At 62.4% G+C, this 19,431-nt stretch carries 14 protein-coding genes; 11 read left to right on the top strand and 3 right to left on the bottom strand.

All coding sequences use genetic code 11. The annotated features are described in order from the left end of the window. Window positions 1–112: 112 nt before the first annotated feature. On the bottom strand, window positions 113–6,382 hold the full coding sequence (locus TK42_RS06270; protein ID WP_103733839.1) for a non-ribosomal peptide synthetase: 6,270 nt from the start codon (window positions 6,380–6,382) through the stop codon (window positions 113–115). 490 nt (window positions 6,383–6,872) lie between these two features. Between TK42_RS06270 and TK42_RS06265 the strand changes: the two genes are divergently transcribed. Together TK42_RS06265 and TK42_RS06260 are read left to right on the top strand one after the other, a co-directional pair. Then, window positions 6,873–7,667 carry a helix-turn-helix transcriptional regulator gene (locus TK42_RS06265; protein ID WP_032880390.1) on the top strand — a complete coding sequence of 265 codons (795 nt, stop codon included), beginning with the start codon at window positions 6,873–6,875 and terminating at the stop codon, window positions 7,665–7,667. Next, window positions 7,667–9,136: an efflux transporter outer membrane subunit gene (locus TK42_RS06260; RefSeq protein WP_146097867.1), complete on the top strand. Its 1,470-nt coding sequence runs from the start codon at window positions 7,667–7,669 to the stop codon at window positions 9,134–9,136. Before TK42_RS06265 ends, TK42_RS06260 begins: the two co-directional genes overlap by 1 nt. Here the strand turns inward: TK42_RS06260 and hpaA are convergent. Further along, window positions 9,063–9,953, bottom strand: a complete 891-nt coding sequence (gene hpaA, locus TK42_RS06255; protein WP_177464424.1) for a 4-hydroxyphenylacetate catabolism regulatory protein HpaA — start codon at window positions 9,951–9,953, stop codon at window positions 9,063–9,065. The genes TK42_RS06260 and hpaA overlap by 74 nt on opposite strands. 98 nt (window positions 9,954–10,051) lie before the next feature. On the opposite strand from hpaA, the gene TK42_RS06250 reads away from it, so the two are divergent. From TK42_RS06250 to hpaI, 8 genes are all read left to right on the top strand, one after another. Continuing rightward, window positions 10,052–10,717, top strand: coding sequence for a fumarylacetoacetate hydrolase family protein (locus tag TK42_RS06250; protein WP_078821785.1), 666 nt, complete (start codon window positions 10,052–10,054; stop codon window positions 10,715–10,717). Next, on the top strand, window positions 10,714–11,484 hold the full coding sequence (locus TK42_RS06245) for a fumarylacetoacetate hydrolase family protein (protein WP_103733837.1): 771 nt from the start codon (window positions 10,714–10,716) through the stop codon (window positions 11,482–11,484). Before TK42_RS06250 ends, TK42_RS06245 begins: the two co-directional genes overlap by 4 nt. A 5-nt stretch (window positions 11,485–11,489) precedes the next feature. Then, complete coding sequence (hpaE, locus tag TK42_RS06240; RefSeq protein WP_103733836.1) at window positions 11,490–12,950, top strand: 5-carboxymethyl-2-hydroxymuconate semialdehyde dehydrogenase; 1,461 nt, start codon at window positions 11,490–11,492, stop codon at window positions 12,948–12,950. Between the two features lie 154 nt (window positions 12,951–13,104). Then, complete coding sequence (gene hpaD / locus TK42_RS06235) at window positions 13,105–13,962, top strand: 3,4-dihydroxyphenylacetate 2,3-dioxygenase (protein ID WP_103733835.1); 858 nt, start codon at window positions 13,105–13,107, stop codon at window positions 13,960–13,962. Window positions 13,963–13,977: 15 nt separating this feature from the next. Continuing rightward, on the top strand, window positions 13,978–14,370 hold the full coding sequence (locus TK42_RS06230) for a 5-carboxymethyl-2-hydroxymuconate Delta-isomerase (RefSeq protein ID WP_005789539.1): 393 nt from the start codon (window positions 13,978–13,980) through the stop codon (window positions 14,368–14,370). 46 nt (window positions 14,371–14,416) lie between these two features. Then, window positions 14,417–15,721 carry an MFS transporter gene (locus TK42_RS06225; RefSeq protein ID WP_078821788.1) on the top strand — a complete coding sequence of 435 codons (1,305 nt, stop codon included), beginning with the start codon at window positions 14,417–14,419 and terminating at the stop codon, window positions 15,719–15,721. A gap of 11 nt (window positions 15,722–15,732) precedes the next feature. Next, a complete protein-coding gene (hpaH, locus tag TK42_RS06220) occupies window positions 15,733–16,536 on the top strand; it encodes a 2-oxo-hept-4-ene-1,7-dioate hydratase (protein ID WP_032880377.1) in 804 nt (267 codons plus the stop codon). A gap of 16 nt (window positions 16,537–16,552) precedes the next feature. After that, complete coding sequence (gene hpaI / locus TK42_RS06215; protein WP_103733834.1) at window positions 16,553–17,353, top strand: 4-hydroxy-2-oxoheptanedioate aldolase; 801 nt, start codon at window positions 16,553–16,555, stop codon at window positions 17,351–17,353. Between the two features lie 124 nt (window positions 17,354–17,477). On the opposite strand, the gene hpaR is transcribed toward hpaI, so the two are convergent. After that, complete coding sequence (gene hpaR / locus TK42_RS06210) at window positions 17,478–17,900, bottom strand: homoprotocatechuate degradation operon regulator HpaR (protein WP_005789546.1); 423 nt, start codon at window positions 17,898–17,900, stop codon at window positions 17,478–17,480. A 206-nt stretch (window positions 17,901–18,106) separates the two neighbouring features. On the opposite strand from hpaR, the gene TK42_RS06205 reads away from it, so the two are divergent. Continuing rightward, on the top strand, window positions 18,107–19,405 hold the full coding sequence (locus tag TK42_RS06205) for an FAD-binding oxidoreductase (protein ID WP_103733833.1): 1,299 nt from the start codon (window positions 18,107–18,109) through the stop codon (window positions 19,403–19,405). Window positions 19,406–19,431 lie beyond the last annotated feature (26 nt).

The following is a 19,431-nucleotide window of genomic DNA, read 5'->3' as shown; positions in this document are numbered from 1 at the left end:
GCTGCTCACACCCCACTGTCGGGGGCAAGCCGCAATGTCTGTAGGAGCGAGCTTGCTCGCTCCTACAAGCATATAGCCTGCCGCCCCACACACATTGAAGGCATTCCAATCTTCAGATCCGCCGGCGGCGGTTGAGGGCGGGAATGGCGGTTTGCGGCACTTCAACGCGCTGGACCTGCGCCACGGTCCTGGCGGCGAGTTGCGCCAGGGTTGGCTGGCTGAACAAGGTGCGTGCGTCCACTTCCAGCCCGGCCTTGCGCAGGCGGGCCACCAGGTTGACTGCCAGCAGCGAGTGCCCGCCCAGTTCGAAGAAATGGTCGTGGCGCCCTACCCGCTCCAGTTTCAGTACGTCGGCCCAGATGCCGGACATCAAGGTTTCCACTTCGCCCTGGGGCGCTTCGTAGGCACGGCTGAGCACCGCGTCCAGGCCCGGCTCCGGCAGGGCCTTGCGGTCGAGTTTGCCGGCAGGGTTCAGGGGCAGTGCGTCGAGTTGTACGAAGGCGGCCGGCACCATGACTTCCGGCAGTTGCTCCAGCACATGGGCGCGCAAGTCTTCCAGGCTCGGCGCCTGGCCGCGCAGGGTGAAGTAGGCGACCAGGCGCTCATCGCGAATCAGTACCGCCACTTCACGCAACGCCGGGTGTGCACTCAGGCGTGCTTCGATTTCGCCCAACTCCAGGCGCACGCCGCGCAGTTTGACCTGGAAGTCATTACGCCCGAGGAATTCCAGATTGCCGTCCGGCAGGTAGCGCACCAGGTCGCCCGTGCGATATAGGCGGTCACCGACAACGAAGGGGCTGTCGATAAACCGCTCGGCGGTCATCTGCTCCAACCCCAGGTAGCCGCGGGCTACTCCCACACCACCGATATGCAGTTGACCGCTGATGCCTATGGGTACCGGTGCGTCATGGGCGTCCAACACGTACAAGCGGGTATTGTTGATCGGCCGGCCAATCGGCAGTTGCACCGCGGGTACTGGCGCGCCGGGTTCGAGGGTCCAGGCGCTGCTGTCGACCGTGGCTTCGGTGGGGCCGTAGACGTTGTGCAAGCGCACCTTGGGCAAGCGCGCCTGTACGCCACGGGCCAGGGCTTCGGTCAGTTCGCCGCCGCCGCACAACACATCGGTGAGGCTGGTGCACAGGGCCGACTCGTCCAGCTCAAGAAACTGCTGCAACATCGCCGGCACAAACTTGATCACGCTGATGTGCTGCTCGCGAATCAACTGGGCCAGGTACGCAGGTTCACGATGACCATCGGGCCGCGCCAGCACCAGGCGCATACCGTTGCTCAATGGCCAGAACAGTTCCCACACCGAACCGTCAAAGCTGAATGGCGCGCGCTGCAACAAGGCGCCGCCTGCGGCGTCGGGGCACAATTGCGAGCCCCAGTGCAGCAGGTTACCCAGGCCGCGATGTTCGATCATCACGCCCTTGGGGGTGCCGGTGGAGCCCGAGGTGTACATCACGTAGGCCAGGTTGGCGACGCTCAAACCCGGTACCGACGGATTGTCGGTTGGTGCCTGGCTCCAGATGCAGTGGTCGAAGTCGATCACGGGGATTGCAACCTCGCCCGGCACTTCGCGGGTAGCGCCGTGTACCAGCAGCGCCACCGGCTGGCTGTCGGCGAGCATGTAGGCCAGGCGTTCGCGTGGGTAGCCCGGGTCGAGGGGCACATAGGCACCGCCCGCCTTGAGAATTGCCAATAACCCCACCACCAGCTCCAACCCGCGCTCCACACACAGTGCCACCCGCGAGTCGGGCCGTACACCATGCTCGCGCAAGTGAAAGGCCAACTGGTTGGCGCGTTCGTTGAGTTCGCGGTAGGTCAATTGCTGCTCGCCGGCCTGCACCGCGATGGCATCGGGAATGTCCCGCGCATGGGCTTCGAACAGCGCCTGGACAGTGAGGGTTTGCGGGTAGTCCGTAGCGGTGGCGTTGAAGCCTGACAACTGGGTGTGCAACTCGCTGGCGGGCAACACCTGTATGTCGCCAAGCGGCATTTTCGGCGCCTGCTCAAGCGCATCCACCAGGCCATTGAGCACCGTGTCGAGGTAGCTCAGCACCCGCTCGGCACCGACTGTGCACGGCGCCTTGGCTTTGAGCCGGAAACCGCTGGCCACGTCATCCACCGTCAACATCAGCGGGTAACTGAGGATATCTTCACTGTTGAGCAAGGCCATGCCCGGTACCAGTTTCAGTTCGGGATCGGCCGAGGTGTGGCGGTAATTGAGCAGACTGTTGAACAACGGTGACACGCCGCTGCAACGCTGGGCCAACGCCAGGGAGGCTTGTTCATGAGCGAGCAAGGCGCTCAGTTGTGTGTGGGTGTCGTGCAGTGCATCCACCACGTTTTGCCCGACCAGGCGCAGGCGCAGCGGCAAGGTGTTGATGAACATGCCCAACGCCCGCTCGGCACCCTCGCCGGCTTGCAAGCGGCCAAGCAGTACGGTGCCGAACACCACATCGTCGCGGCTCGCCACCCGGCTGAGTACCTGGGCCCAGGCCAGGTGGAACAGGCTCGCGGCGCTCACGCCAAGAACGCGGGCCTGGCTGCGCAGGCGCAGGTTGAGCGCGTCACTGAGCAGGCGTTCGGCTTCTTCGGTCTCGGCACGCTTGGCCTGGCGCTCCTGCACGCCGAACGCCAGGGTCGGCTCATCCACCTCTGCCAACTGCTGGCGAAAGAACGCCTCGTGCGCAGCCTGGCGCACGGCTGATCGGGCTTGCGCCACCACATTGCGGTACGGCACCGGCACGGGCAGTTGCGCCTGTTGGCCGAGCAGATGGGCGCGGATCTCGTCCACCAACAGGGTGGTCGAAGTGGCATCGTTGACCAGGTGATGAAAGCGCAGCCTGGCGATCCAGCGCTGATGGTGAGGTTCTTCGGCGTAGTCCAGGGCCATCAGCGGCGCCTGGCGCAAGTCCAGCGGTTGAGCCGGCTCGCGCAGCGGTTCAACCCGCAACCGCGCTTTTCGCCACACCACCTGCATCGGTTGTTCAAGGGCATCCCACACCAGGCTGGTGCGCAGGATGTCATGGCGGTCGATCACTTGCTGCAGGGCGTGGGCGAAGGCATCCAGTTGCTCGCGGCGCGCAAAGCTGAACAGAGCCTGTTGCTGATACGGGTCGTGCACATCGGTGATGTGGTGATAAAGCAAGCCTTCCTGCAACGGCGCCAGCGGGTAGATTTCCTGCACATTCGCTGCCCCACCAGGGATGCTTGCGACGATGCGGTCGAGGCTGGCTTGATCCAGCTCGGCCAAGGCGAGCAGATCGGTACTGATATGCGTACAGCCTGGCGGGATTCGATTGTCTGGCACCGCCATTTCATTACCGCCACACGCTGCCGCCAGCGCCGCCAACGTTGGCTGGCCGAACAGCACCTGCACATCGGCACGCAGCCCGGCCTGGCGCATGCGCTGCACCAGTTGCACCGCCAACAGCGAATGCCCGCCCAACTCGAAGAAATGGTCGTAGCGCCCTACTTGCTGCACGTGCAGCAACTCGGCCCAGATCTGCGCAAGGGTAGCTTCCACACCCGCCTGCGCAGCTTCGAAGCGGCGAGTGACAAAGGCTTCCTGGCTGGGCGCGGGCAAGGCTTTTCGGTCGAGCTTGCCATTGACGGTCAGGGGCAACGCCTCAAGGCGGACATAGGCCGCCGGCACCATGTAGTCAGGTAACGAGGCCTGCAGATGGGCGCGCAGGGTTTGGATATCGACTGGCTCGCGCGGGATAAACCAGGCCAGCAATTGCCCTTGGCGAAACTGCACTACCGCGTCCTTGATCGCCGGGTGGGCGGCCAGGGCCGATTCGATTTCCCCCAGTTCGATGCGTACACCGCGGATTTTTACCTGGTCGTCGTTGCGTCCCAGGTACTCAAGATTGCCGTCCGGCAGCCAGCGCGCCAGATCGCCGGTGCGGTACATACGCGCGCCGTTGAAAGGATCGTCCAGGAAGCGTTCGGCATTCAGTTCAGGACGGTTCAGATACCCCCGCGCCACGCCCTTGCCGCCCACATACAACTCCCCCACTGCGCCAATCGGCACCGGGCGTTGTTGCGCATCCAGCAGATAAACCTGGGCGTTGGCGACCGGCGCGCCGATGTGCAGCGGCTGGCCCACCTCAATGGCTCCGGAGGTGGCAACCACAGTGGCTTCGGTAGGGCCGTAGTTGTTGATCAGTGCAAACGTCTGCGCCTGGGTGAACGTGCGCAGGCGATCGCCGCCAATCAGCAAGGTGCGCAAGGTAGGATGCCCAAGCTGCTGGCTAAAGGCGTATTCGGCCACAGGCGTGGGCAGGAAACACACGTCCAGTGGCTGCGCGCGCCACCAGTCGAGCAGCGCATCGATATCTTCCGCACCGTCGTGGGCCGGTGGCAGGTGCAGCGTTGCACCCACGCATAACGCCGGCCAGACTTCCCAGGCCATGGCATCAAAACCAAAGCCGGCGACGCTGGCGGTATGGCTGCCCGCGTGCAGGTCGAACGCCCGGCAGTGCCAGTCCACCAGGTTCGATACGCTGTGGTGCTCCACCATCACGCCCTTGGGCAAGCCGGTGGAGCCGGAGGTGTAAATCACATAGGCCAGGTTCGACGGCGAGACCGCGACCTCGGGGTTACTGTCGATGTGCGAGGTGACCTGCTCCAGCGCGATCACTGGCACCGTGGAGACAGGCAGGCGCTGGCGCAAATCCTGCTGGGTCAGGATTGCCACAGGCGCACTGTCTTGCAGCAGGTAGTCCAGGCGTTCAGCCGGATGGGCCGGATCCAGCGGCACGTAGCAGGCGCCGGATTTGAACACTGCCAACAACCCCGCCAACGTGTCCAGCCCGCGTCGGGCCAGCACGGCCACGCGATCATCCGGCTGTACGCCGTGTGCCAATAGTTGATGCGCCAGGGCATTGGCCTGACGGTTGAGGTGGGCGTAGGTCAGCTGATGGCCCTGATACACCGCGGCAATGGCGTCGGGCGTGTGTGCGGCTTGCGCTTCAATCCGCCGGTGCAAGGTTTGCGGCAATGCGTTGGGCTGCGCGGTGGCGTTCCAGTGCAGCAGCCGAGCCTGAGCTTCAGGCGCCAGCATGGAAAACTCACCGACTGGCAGCGAGGGGTCTTCCAGCCCTTGCTCCAACAGCCAGGTGAAGCCGCGCGCCATCGCCTGGACTTCGTCGTGCTGGAAGTACGCCTCGTTGTAGACGCAATGCAGCCACGCGCTGTCCTGGTAGCGGTTGCTGCGCAGGTGAATGGCAATCGGCAATGCCTCATGGTGGTTGGACACCTTGATGGCACGCGCCTGCACCTGACCAAAACGCAGGTCATGGTCGTCCTGCTCGAACGACACCGACAGGTCGAACAACTGCCCGCGATCGGTTCGTCGCAGGCCCAGCTCACGGTTCATCTCGCTTAACGGGAAGCGCTGATGGCGGAAATCCTGCTTGAGCTGATCGCGTATGCCGCGCACCAGCTCACCAAAAGGCAACCCTTCGCTGAACTGAAAACGCACCGCACTGACCTGGGCAAACATGCCGACGGTAGCGCGAAAACGCGCGTTGGAGCGGTTGAGAATCGGCAGCCCCACTACCCATTCCTGGCGTTGACTGGTGCGGCTGAAATACACATACATCGCCGCCAGCAGCACATGAAAAGCCGACGCCTGGCAGCGGTTGGCGACCTGCTCCATACGGTTGAGCAGCGCCACCGCAAACCCTTCCAGGAAGGTGTTGCTCGACGCCTTGGTGGTTTGCTTGGGCATCAGCAGTGGCTCGGGCAGTACCTGGAACTTATCCAGCCAATAGTCGCGGTCACGGGCGTAACGGGCCGAGTGCAGGTAGTGCTGGTCGGTGTCGATAAAGTCGATATAGGACGGTGCGAACGGCTCCACGTGCCGGCCTTGCTCCAGGGCGGTATACAACTGCGCGAGGGACTGCACCAACTGGCCGAAGCCCCAGCCGTCGAGAATCAGGTGGTGAGCCTGGATACCGAGGTGGTAGTGGTCGTCGTCGAGTTTGACCAGCAGGACGCGCACCAGCGGCGCGCCGCTCATCATGAACGGTCGGGCCATTTGCGCCTGCATCAGGGCCCGGCTCGCGGCGCACGGGTCGGGTAACGCCGCGAAGTCATGCAAGGCCACGTCCACCGGCAGTGCCGAAGCGAAGGTTTGCCGCGCCAGCCCTTCGGCGTCGGTATGCAATTGAATGCGCAACGCATCGTGTCTGGACACCAGCTGCGCTACGGCCTGCTGGATGCGCTCGGGCATCACTGGGCCGGCAACATCCAGATAGCCGCCAATGTTATACAGCGGCGAATCGCCCACGCGCATCTGATCAAGCCAAATGTCCTGTTGGGCGGCAGTGAGGGGGAAGCTGGCCGGCTGGCGGGAGGAATACTGCATAAGATCCTTCTCATGGAGGTCAGGCACTGGCCGCGCAGGGTGGCCCATTACGCCGAATTTGCCGGATTTGAGCATGGGGGGGCCGCAGGCGTCTGTCACCCGAAACCCGGACATTCGAATGGATGGAACGGGCTTGGTGGGTCGTTCACTGCTGAAACGATTAAAGCGCTGTAGGAAATTGGCTATACATGGCCGATGCTGGCACTTTGAACCTCTGCAAGAATTTAGACTTTTACTTTAAATATCATCCAGTTACTTAAACCTAAAAATACCTTGCGAGCGTTCGTTGCCGGTTTTATTGACCAGAAACGTCGGAATAATGACGCAGACTTTATGGCAGCTTGTGTCCCTCGTTTCCGCTACATACGTAGGACAAATCCATATGGCTAAATAAAATCTCGAACGCCGAGTTACGTTCAAGCAGTACGGATCGCCCCGCCGCAGCCCGGAGCCTCCGCAGACGGTTTTCGACATCAAGGATGAAATGGCTATGAGTCTGACCCGCAGTATTGGCGACACACAGGGCCCGCATTTTTATGCCGAAATGGGCGAGTTGATTTCAAACAGCGGCCATGAACGCTTCGCCGCAGACATGTTGCACCTGGTAGACAAATGGGTGCCGATTCACCTGGTGGACCTCAGCGAATGGACGCTCGATGAGCTGCGCGACCGCGTGCTCGACATCAAGCTGCTGGGCAGCGCCGGGCTGAAAAAGGAGTTGTCTGTACCCCAGACACTGCACCCGTTGAACGACCACCCGCTGATGCGCGAAATGCTGCGCATGCAAGACCCGTTGTTGATCCAGATGAAAGCCAAGGCCAACAGCGCGCACCCGTTGGGCAGTTCGCACCAGTGCAACCTGGTATCGCGCCAAGGGAACCGACGCTGTGTGATTTCGTTCTACCGGCCGCCAACTCAGCGTGGGTTTTCCCTGGCTGAGTTGTCGTTTCTCAAGTGCTTGTCGGACACCCTGTTGCCGTTGATGGAGCGGCACGCGCAACTGCTGCGCCAGGTGCCGCACGCCGAGATTGAGCCGGCCCACACCCTGCTGGAACAATCGCAATTGCAGCGCGAGTTCTACAAGCGCCTGGCTCTGAGCGATATCACCCTTTCGGCGCGTGAGCAGGAAGTGTGCCTCGGCCTGCTGACCGGCGGCACCGTGCCGCAGATCGCGGAAAAACTCAGTGTGAAAAACAGCTCGATCGAAACCTACCTCAAGCGCGCCGCCGCCAAGCTGGGCGTGAGCGGCCGGCATGGCCTGGCCAAATGGATGGTGGGTGCCTGATGAACAAACGGATGCTTTGCTGCGTCGGGGTGGCGTGGACGCTCAGTGGCTGTTCGCTGATCCCCGAGTATCAGCGGCCAGCAGCGCCGACGCCTGCGCAGTTTCCTCAAGGCGGCGTGTACAGCCTGGCGCAGGCCGGCGACCTGACGCAGAATCCGGATTGGCAGCAGCTGTTCCACGACCCGGCGCTGCAACGGTTGATTGCCGATGCCCTGGTCAACAACCGCGACCTGCGGGTAGCCGCCCTGAATGTAGAGGCGTTCCAGGCGCAGTATCGTATACAGCGCGCCGACCTGTTCCCGGCGATCTCCGCCAGCGGTGCCGGCAAGCGTCAGAAATTGCCGGGTAACGTGACAGGCACCGGCAAATCGGCGATCACCTCCAACTATTCCGCCACCTTGGGCCTGAGCGCTTATGAGCTGGACCTGTTCGGCCGCGTGCGCAGCCTCAGCGAACAGGCGCTGCTGACTTACCTGGGCACCGAAGAAGCCCGACGCAGTGCGCAATTGAGCCTGGTGGCAAACGTGGCCAACGCCTACCTGACCTGGCGCGCCGATCAGGAACTACTGGCCCTGGCCGAGCAAACCCTGGTGGCCAACGACCACAGCTGGCAACTGACCAGCCGCAGCAAAAACGCAGGCAAAGCTTCGGCGCTGGAGGTGGTGCAAGCCCGTACCGCAGTGGAAAGCACCCGCGCCAGCGTCGCACGCTATGAACGCCAGGTCGCCCAGGACCTTAACAACCTCGTGCTGCTGGTGGGCGGCCCGGTGGATGAGCATCTACCCGCTCGCCCGCTGGCCGATGATCTGGTCGCCCGCGTCCCCGCCGGGTTGCCCTCCGACCTGCTGCAACGCCGCCCGGATATCCTCCAGGCCGAATACCAGTTGCAGGCGGCCAACGCCAATATCGGCGCCGCCCGTGCTGCGTTCTTTCCGTCCGTGACCCTCACGGCCAATGCCGGCAGCACCAGCAAGGAGCTGTCGGGGCTGTTCAAGGGCGGCTCGGGCACCTGGACCTTCCAGCCGCAAATCAACCTGCCGATCTTCAACGCCGGCAGCCTGCGTGCCAGCCTCGATTACGCCAAGTTGCAGAAGGACATCACGGTGGCCCAGTACGAAAAGTCCATCCAGAGCGCCTTCCAGGAAGTGGCCGACGGCCTTGCCGCTCGCCAGACCTTCAACGACCAACTGGATGCGCAACGGGATTTCGTTGCCGCCAACCAGAACTATTACGACCTGGCCCAGCACCGCTACCGCAGCGGCGTGGACAGCAACCTGACGTTCCTCGATGCGCAGCGTGCGTTGTTCAGCTCGCAACAGACGTTGATCGTGGACAGGCTGGCGCAGCTGGTGGCGGAGGTGAACTTGTATACGGCGTTGGGTGGAGCGTGGCGCGTCAACGCAACGCCGACTGCCGCAACCGATACTCCCCCGGCGTCATCTGCGCATACCGCAGGAAAAACCGGCTGAAATATGCCGGGTCCTTGAACCCCAGCTGGTAGCAGATTTCATTTGCAGAACTGCCGGTAAACAACAGCAGGCGTTTGGCCTCTTGCATCAGGCGCTCAAGGATCAGGCGCTTGGAGGGCAGGTCGGCGATGCGTCGGCACACCTCATTGAGGCGTGCCTGGGTCACGCCGATGGCCTGGGCATAACGCGCCAGCGGCCAATGCTCCAGGTAATGGGCTTCGATCAGTTCGTTGAAGCGGTGAAAAATCCGCAGGTCTTCATGGGCAGTCGGCCGTGCCGGCAGGGCGTGGGCGCACAGGCGCAGCAGGCGGATCATGATCAGGCGCGTCAGGCTGTCGAGGGCGGCCGCGCGCCCTGCCCGTTCGGCGTTGATCTCGCCGCACAGTTCTTCGAAAAGCTGGTCCAGCCCTTCGGCGTCGGCACCCAGCGCGACACACGCAGCCCCGGAGGCGAGGCTGGGGTCGGCGTCGATCAAGCCCCACACCAGCTGCTGGCGCACCGTCAGCACATGCCCGTCGGCATCGGCTTCGGTGACGAAGGCGTGGGCCACCGTGGGCGGCGTGAGGAAAAACATCGGCCCTGCTTCGACGTACTGGCGGTCGTCCAGATACACCCGCACCGCGCCACTCTTGACGTAATGCACCTGGAAAAACCGGTCATGGCGATGCACGGCCATATTGCGCCCGAAAAAACCTGCCAGGTTGCCCAGCTTGTCGTAATGCACCTCGGCGTCGCTGTAACGCTGGTCGTAGACCTGCCCGAGGTTGATGTTGGGAATCGGCTGCACGTCGCCCTCCTCTTGTTGTTGTGATGCCATCGGAGTGTGCCACGCTTGACGGTAGTTAACATATTAATTATAACGTTAACAACTTAACGAACTGCCTATGCAGCCGTCGTCACCGCCAGGAGAAACGCATGAGCCGTACCCTGCATGATGTTGCCAGCGGCACCCTGTTCGGCGTTGCGCTGAACTACCAGGGCCTGCTGGACCAACATCTCGCCGCCTTCGAGCAGGCGCCCTACCAGAAGCCGCCGACCAAGCCGGTGTTGTTCATCAAGACGCCCAACACCCGTAATGCCCATGGCGGCGTGGTGTTGCAGCCTGCAGGCGAGCGCCTGCAACCGGGCCCGGCGCTGGGCGTGGTGATCGGCCAGCGCGCCAGCCGCGTCAGCCTGGACAATGCCATGGCCCACGTGGCCGGGTATGTGGTGGTCAACGAATTCAGCCTGCCGGAAGACAGCTATTACCGCCCTGCCGTCAAAGCCAAATGCCGCGATGGGTTTTGCGCCTTGGGCCCGCAAGTGATTGAGCGGGATCAAGTGGCCAACCCCAACGAGCTGTCCCTCAAGCTCTTCGTCAATGGCGAGCTGCGCCAGCAAAACTCCACCGCCCATTGGGTGCGCGACATCCCACAATTGATCGCCGAGATCAGCGAGTTCATGACCCTGCATCCCGGTGACGTGCTGATCACCGGTACACCGGAGGGCCGTGTGGATGTGCAGCCGGGTGATCGTGTTGAAGTTGAAATCACTGGCGTCGGCCGCCTGCTCAATATCGTTCAGGCGGAGGCACTGGCATGAAGCGCGCACGTATCCGTTTTGAAGGTCAGATCCATGCCGTGCAGGTAGACGACGATCACAGCGTGCGCCTCAGCGATGGCCGGCGGCTTGCCGAAGATCAGGTGCAATGGCTGCCGCCCGCCACCGGCAATATGTTCGCCCTGGGCTTGAACTACGCCGATCACGCCGCCGAACTGGCCTTCACACCGCCGACCGAACCGCTGGCCTTTATCAAGTCGGTCGGCACCTACACCGGTCACCGTCAGGTCAGCTGGCGCCCGGACAACGTCGCCTACATGCACTACGAGTGCGAACTGGTGGCGGTGATCGGCAAGACCGCGCGCAACGTCAAGCGCGCCGACGCCCTGGATTACCTGGCCGGCTACACGGTGTGCAACGACTACGCGATCCGCGACTACCTGGAAAACTACTACCGCCCCAACCTGCGGGTTAAAAACCGCGACGCCACCACCCCGGTGGGCCCGTGGATCGTCGACGTGGCCGATGTGCCCGACCCAGGCAACCTGAAATTGCGCACCTGGATCAACGGCGAGTTGCGCCAGGAAGGCAGCACCCAAGACATGATTTTCGATATCCCCTACCTCATCGAATACCTGTCCAGCTTCATGGCCCTGCAACCCGGCGACATGATCGCCACCGGCACGCCCGAGGGCCTGGCCGATGTGGTGCCGGGCGATGAGGTGGTGGTGGAAGTCGAAGGCGTGGGCCGCCTGGTCAACCGTATTGTCAGTGAGACGGAGTTTTTCTCCGTGCGCAAAGAGGCTTGAGCACCATGATCAAACACTGGATCAACGGCCGTGAGGTCGAGAGCAAAGACGTATTCATCAACTACAACCCGGCCACCGGCGAGGCCATCGGCGAAGTCGCCAGCGGTGGTGCCGATGAAGTCGCACAAGCCGTGGCGGCAGCCAAGGAGGCGTTTCCCAAGTGGGCCAACACCCCGGCCAAGGAGCGCGCACGCTTGATGCGCAAGCTCGGCGAATTGATTGAACAGAACGTGCCGCGCCTGGCCGAGCTTGAAACCCTCGACACCGGCTTGCCGATCCACCAGACCAAAAACGTGCTGATCCCACGGGCCTCGCACAACTTCGACTTTTTCGCCGAAGTCTGCACCCGCATGGACGGCCACAGTTATCCGGTGGACGACCAGATGCTCAACTACACCCTGTACCAGCCGGTAGGCGTGTGCGGGTTGGTGTCGCCATGGAACGTGCCGTTCATGACCGCCACCTGGAAGACCGCGCCGTGCCTGGCGCTGGGCAATACCGCCGTATTGAAAATGTCGGAGCTGTCGCCACTGACCGCCAATGAACTGGGACGCCTGGCGGTGGAAGCCGGGATCCCCAACGGCGTGCTCAATGTGATCCAGGGCTACGGCGCCACCGCTGGTGATGCACTGGTACGCCACCCGGATGTGCGGGCGATTTCCTTTACCGGCGGCACCGCCACCGGCAAGAAAATCATGCAGACCGCCGGCCTTAAAAAGTACTCCATGGAGCTGGGCGGCAAGTCGCCGGTGCTGATTTTTGAAGACGCCGACCTGGAGCGCGCCCTCGACGCCGCACTGTTCACGATCTTCTCCCTGAACGGCGAGCGGTGCACCGCCGGTAGCCGGATCTTTATTCAGGAAAGCGTCTACCCGCAATTTGTCGCCGAGTTCGCGGCGCGGGCCAAGCGCCTGATCGTAGGCGACCCGCAGGACCCCAAGACCCAGGTCGGTTCGATGATCACCCAGGCCCATTACGACAAGGTCACCGGCTACATCAAGATCGGTCTGGAGGAAGGCGCCACACTGCTGGCCGGCGGCCTGGAGCGCCCGGCCAACTTGCCGGCGCACCTGAGCCGCGGCCAGTTTATCCAGCCAACGGTGTTTGCCGATGTGAACAACCGGATGCGCATCGCCCAGGAAGAAATCTTTGGTCCGGTGGTGTGCCTGATCCCGTTCAAGGACGAAGCCGAAGCGCTGCAACTGGCCAACGACACCGAATACGGGCTGGCGTCCTATATCTGGACCCAGGACATCGGTAAGGCTCATCGGCTGGCGCGCGGTATTGAGGCGGGCATGGTATTTATCAATAGCCAGAACGTGCGCGATTTGCGTCAGCCCTTTGGCGGGGTGAAAGGCTCGGGCACCGGGCGCGAGGGTGGCCAGTACAGCTTTGAAGTGTTTGCCGAGATCAAGAACGTGTGTATTTCCATGGGCAGTCATCACATTCCGCGCTGGGGTGTGTAGCCCAGGATCAAACAAGCCTCCTGTGGGAGCCGGGCTTGCCCGCGATGCAGACACCGCGGTCCTTCAGCCGTACCGAGTCGATGCAATCGCAGGCAAGCCAGCTCCCACAGGGACCTCACAAGCCTTACAAGAATAATTATTCAGGAGAATCATCATGGGCGAAGTGGTTCTGGCAGCGAAGATCTGCCACGTACCGTCGATGTACCTGTCGGAACTGCCCGGCAAGCATCACGGCTGTCGCGAAGCGGCGATTGCCGGGCACAAGGAAATCGGCCGGCGCGCCCGCGAACTGGGGGCCGACACCGCCGTGGTGTTCGACGTGCACTGGCTGGTCAACAGCGGTTATCACGTCAACTGTGGCGAGCAGTTCCAGGGCACCTACACCAGCAACGAGCTACCGCACTTCATCAAGAACATGGACTACGCCTACCCGGGCTGCCCCGAGCTGGGCGAGCTGATCGCCGTCGAAGCCAACCTCTCCGGCGTGCGCAGCATGGCCCATAACATCCCGAGCCTGGAGCTGGAATACGGCACGCTGGTGCCCATGCGTTACATGCACATGGGCGTGCCCGAGGATCAAAAACTCAAGGTGATTTCCATCGCTGCCTGGTGCGCCTGGCATCGCCTGGAAGACAGCTTTGCCTTCGGCGCCGCTGTGCGCCGGGCCATCGAAAAGAGTGACCGCAAAGTGCTGGTGCTGGCGTCCGGCTCGTTGTCCCACCGTTTTTCCGACGACCGCCAGGCCGAAGCGAATATCCACAACTGGACCCGTGAGTTTGACAAGCAGGTAGACCTGCACGTGGTCGAGATGTGGCAGCAAGGTCGCTTCAAAGAGTTCTGCGCGATGCTGCCGGACTACGCCGAACACTGCTTTGGCGAAGGCAAGATGCACGACACCGCCATGCTCCTGGGCCTGCTGGGTGGGCCGGACTATGCCCAGCCGGCCGAGATCATCACGCCGCCGTTCGGCAGTTCGGGCACTGGCCAGATCAACGCGATTTTCCCGCTGTAGCTTTGGGAGAAACCTATGCCGCACTTTATCGCTGAGTACACCGACAACCTTGAACCTCAGGCCGATTTGCCTGGCCTGTTTGAAAAAATCCACCGCGTGCTGGGCGACAGTGGCGTGTTTCCGTTGGGCGGCATCCGTAGCCGTGGTGTGCGCCTGGACACCTGGCGCATGGCCGACGGCAAGCATGACTACGCCTTCGTGCACATGACCCTCAAGGTCGGCCACGGCCGCGACCTGGCCACGCGCCAGGCGGTGGCCGAAGCCGTGTTCGCGGTGATCACCGCGCACTTCGCCCAATTGCAGGCGCAGCGGTTGTTGGCGCTGTCGTTCGAGATGGTCGAGTTGCACCCACAGCTCAACTTCAAGCAGAACAATGTGCATGCGTTTCTGAATAACGCGGCGGGATAAAAACCTGCCCTCCCCTCACGGCCACTCAGACAAAAAGTACAACACCATGAGCACAGCCCACTCCACTGCAAGCCTGCGGCTTGCCGAGCACGACCGCACCCATCGTTTGGTGACCTGGCGCCTGATGCCCTTGTTGCTGGTGTGTTACCTGTTCGCCCACCTGGACCGTATCAACATCGGCTTCGCCAAGATGCAGATGAGCCACGACCTGCAGTTCAGCGACACGGTGTACGGCTTCGGCGCCGGGCTGTTCTTCATTGCCTATGCGCTGTTCGGCGTGCCCAGCAACATGGCCCTGGACCGGGTCGGACCACGGCGCTGGATCGCCTGCCTGATGGTGGTGTGGGGCCTGCTCTCCACCGGCATGTTGTGGGTGGAAAGTGCTAGGGGCTTCTACGTGCTGCGCTTTTTGCTGGGGGTGGCCGAAGCCGGGTTTTTCCCGGGGATCCTGGTGTTTCTGAACCGCTGGTACCCGGCGCGGCGACGTGCCCAGGTCACCGCCTTGTTTGCCATTGCCGTGCCCATGGCCGGGGTGTTGGGCGGGCCGATTTCCGGGGCGATCCTGGAGAACTTCCACGACGTGGGCAGCCTGCGCGGCTGGCAATGGATGTTCCTGATCGAAGGTGCGCCCGTGGTGCTGCTGGGGCTGGTGGTGCTCAAGTGCTTGCCGGACAGTTTCGAAGTGGTGCACTGGTTGAGCAGCGAACAAAAACAGCAACTGCGCACCCAGTTGAGCAACGAAGAACAGCGCAAGACCATCACCTCGTTCAGCGGCATCCTGCGGGACCCGCAAGTGTGGCTGCTGGTGGCCGTGTACTTTGCGGTGATGCTGGCGGTCAACACCCTGGCGTTCTGGATGCCGACCCTGATCCACGGCGCCGGCATCGGCCGCGACAGTCAGGTCGGCTTGCTCAGCGCCGTGCCCTACCTGGCCGGCTGCTTCTTCATGCTCGGCTGCGGGCGCTCGTCCGATCGCCAGCGCGAGCGTCGCTGGCATTTATGCGTGCCCCTGCTGATGGCCGCTGTCGGCATTGCCGTCGCGGGCCTGGCGCCCGGCAATGCGCTGCTGGTGATGAGCGGCCTGGTGGTCGCCGGCATGGGCGCCAGCGCGGCGCTGCCGATGTTCTGGCAACTGCCGCCGGCGTTTCTTTCCAATACCACTCAGGCGGCGGGCATCGCCATGATCAGCTCGTTCGGCAGCATCGCCGCGTTCCTCGCGCCCTACCTGATCGGCTGGATGCGCGACGCCACCCAGAGCGCCAGCCTGGCCCTGTACGTACTCGCCCTGTTTATCGCCCTCGGTGGCCTGCTGGTGCTGCGCACTCAGGCCGCCATCGTCAACCCACACTAGAGACCGTTGCCATGCTCGACTCCCAGCAAATCCTCGCGGCCGCCGCCCACCTGGACCGCGCCGAACGCAGCCGCGAACAGGTGCGTCAGTTTTCCCTCGACTACCCCGGCATCACCCTCGAGGATGCGTACGCCATCCAGCGCGAATGGGTTGCGCAAAAGATCAAGAACGGGCGCACGCTCAAGGGCCACAAGATAGGCCTCACTTCACGGGCCATGCAGGTTTCTTCGAACATCACCGAGCCCGACTACGGCGCCCTGCTCGATGACATGTTTTTCGACGAAGGCAGTGATATTCCCTTCGAACGCTTCATCGTGCCGCGTGTGGAAGTGGAACTGGCGTTCATCCTTGGCAAGCCGCTCAAGGGCCCCAACTGCACGGTGTTCGATGTGCTCGACGCGACCGAATGGGTGATCCCGGCGCTGGAAATCATCGACGCACGCATCCAACAGGTCGACCCACAGACCAACGCCACCCGCAAGGTGTTCGACACCATCTCCGACAACGCCGCCAATGCCGGCGTGGTACTCGGTGGCCGGGCTGTGCGCCCCACCGAGATCGACCTGCGCAAAGTGCCGGCGGTGCTGTATCGCAATGGCGTGATCGAAGAGTCCGGCGTCTCGGCGGCAGTGCTCAACCACCCGGCCAAGGGCGTGGCGTGGCTGGCCAACAAGCTGGCGGCGCATGACGTCACCTTACTGCCGGGCCAGGTGATTCTCGGCGGCTCGTTTACCCGCCCGGTGGCCGCCCGCCCCGGGGATACCTTCCACGTCGACTACGACCTGCTCGGTTCGATCGCCTGTCGCTTCGTCTGAACACTGGAGGATTGTCATGGACATGCCTGTCAACCGCTTCAAACAACGCCTGCACAACGGCGAGGTGCAGATCGGCCTGTGGCTTGGCCTCGCCAATGCCTATAGCGCCGAGTTGGCCGCCAATGCCGGTTTCGACTGGCTGTTGATCGACGGCGAACATGCGCCCAACCACCTGCAGGGGATGCTTGCGCAATTGCAGGCCATCGCGCCCTACCCCAGCCAGGCGCTGATTCGCCCGGTGGTCGGCGACACGGCATTGATCAAGCAACTGCTCGATATCGGCGCGCAGACGCTGCTGGTGCCCATGGTCGAAAGCGCTGCCCAGGCCCAAGAACTGGTGCGCGCCCTGCACTACCCACCCCAGGGTATTCGCGGCGTCGGCAGTGCCCTGGCCCGTGCTTCGCGCTGGAACAGCATCACCGACTACCTCGACCAGGCCGACGCGCAGATGTGCCTGCTGGTGCAGATTGAAAACCGCGAGGGCCTGGCCAATCTGGACGCTATCACCGCCGTCGAAGGCGTGGACGGTGTGTTCATCGGCCCGGCGGACTTGAGTGCGGCCATGGGGCATCGCGGTAACCCCGGGCATCCTGAAGTGCAGGCGGCGATTGAAGACGCCATTGTGCGCATCGTTCAAGCGGGCAAGGCGGCGGGGATTCTCAGTGCGGATGAACGCCTGGCGCGGCGCTATATCGAACTGGGCGCAACGTTCGTGGCGGTGGGAGTGGATACCACCGTGTTGATGCGCGGGTTGCAAAGCCTGGCCGGGAAGTTCAAAGACGTACCGGTGGCTGCCAATACCGGTGGTGTCTACTGAGATCCAATGTGGGAGCTGGCTTGCCTGCGATAGCGGTGTATCAGCGACAAATAAGCCAGCTGACCCGACGCTATCGCAGGCAAGCCAGCTCCCACAGTTGACCGGCGGTGGTTCAGTCATTAGTTCAGCGCTTGATGTTCTTCAAGTCATCCAGCAACCCCAGCAAGGTCTGGAATTTCTCTTCGCCAAGCTGATCCTGCAAACGCTGGTAGTTGGCCTCCATGCACTGGCTCATGGACTCGAAACTCGCCTTGCCCTTGTCTGCCAGGGTGATAAGCACCCGGCGCTGGTCCTGTTCGGCCTTGCGTCGGTGCACCATGCCGGCGGCTTCCATGCGCACCAGCACGCCGGTCATGCTCGGCTTTAGGATGCACGCCAGTTCCGCCAGTTGGTAAATCTCCAGCTCACCGTGCTGTTCGAGGATGCGGATGATGCGCCATTGCTGTTCGGTCAGGCCGTGTTCATTCAGCGACGGGCGGAAAAAACTCATCGCGGCCTCACGCGCTTGCAGCAAGGCCAGGGTCAGGGATTGTCGAGGTTTGGACATAGGATCAGGGTCACGAAGTATTTAGTTAATAATTTAACGAAACTCTAACATTCCCCGCCAGCGAGCGCGCTATAACTTGTGTGTGCCCTCGCCCGTGGCGCGCTGAATCAAAAACCCGGGCACGCAGGATCAAGACTTCCAGCCCGTCAGGGGCCCTAATGGAGGCATCCGCTTTAGCGCCTTCCTTCACTTTTTCAGGCTGCGCCATGATCAACATCGAAACCCCTACGTATTACACCGCCACCAAGAAATACAACCTCAGCTTCCCCACCCTGGAGCAAGACATCGACGCGGACGTCGTGGTGATCGGTGGCGGCTTTTCCGGGATCAACACCGCGCTGGAGCTGGCGGAAAAAGGCATCACCAATATCGTGGTGCTTGAAGCGCGCTACCTGGGCTTTGGCGGCACCGGCCGCAACGGCGGGCAGATCATGGCGGGCATCGGCCATGACCTGGAGAAGATCAAGAAGGACGTGGGCGAAGACGGCCTGCGCCAAGTGTTCGAGATCAGCGACTTGGGCGCAGATATCATCAAGAACCGCATCGCCAAGTACAACATCGATGCCGATTTCTGCCACGGCTACGGCTATATGGGCTTCAACGCCCGCCAGGAAAAAACTCTGCGCGCCTGGGAGAAGGACTTCAAGTCGGTCAACAGCCAGCATGAAATCCGCTTTCTCGGCGGCTCGGATGTGCAGCAGATCATCGGTTCCAACGCCTACACGAGTGCGCTGCTGCACATGGGCGGCGGGCATGTGCATTCGCTGAACCTGCTGCTGGGCGAGGCCACCGCGCTGGCCGGCCATGGGGTAAGGATTTTTGAGAACAGCCCGGCCCTGGAGGTCAGCTACGGCGAACGCATCACCGTGCGCACCGGGCGCGGTTCGGTACGCGCCGGCAAGTTGCTGTGGGCCTGTGACAGCTTTCTCAACAAGCTCGAACCGGAACTGCACCGCTCGACCATCAACACCTACGCTTTCCAGATGATGACCGAGCCGTTGTCCGAAGAATTGATCCAGCGCATCAGCCCGATCCGTGGCGCCTACAGCGATATCCGCCCGGTGATCGACTACTACCGCGTCACCAATGAAAACCGCCTGCTGTTCGGCGCCGCGACGCCTTTGGTCGAGCATATTCCCGGCGACCTGAAAGCCTGGAACCGCCACCTGATGCTGAAGATTTTCCCCTACCTCAAGGACGTGAAAATCGACCTGGCCTGGGGCGGCCCGATGGCGTGCAGCCCGAATCTGTTCCCGCAGATCGGCACCTTGCCGGGGCGCAGCAATGCGTTTTTCGTGCAGGGCTATTCAGGCTTTGGCGTCACGCCCAGCCACATCATCTGCAAGGTCCTGGCCGAAGGTATGAGCGAAGGCTCGGCGCGCTATGACCTGGTCAGCTCGATCCGCCGCCCGACCATCATCGGCAAGGACGCAATTCGCCCTCTGCTGCTGACGGCGGGCAAATCCTGGCACCAATTGTCCGGCTACTGGAACGGACGTCGTTGATTCGCTTTTTTTCACTCATCAGGAAC

It is taken from the genome of Pseudomonas sp. GZJR-8 (assembly GCF_002916705.1).
Taxonomy (GTDB): Bacteria; Pseudomonadota; Gammaproteobacteria; order Pseudomonadales; family Pseudomonadaceae; genus Aquipseudomonas; species Aquipseudomonas synxantha_A.
Note: the sequence above shows the minus strand (reverse complement) of the source record. Positions and strands in the feature narration are given on the sequence as shown.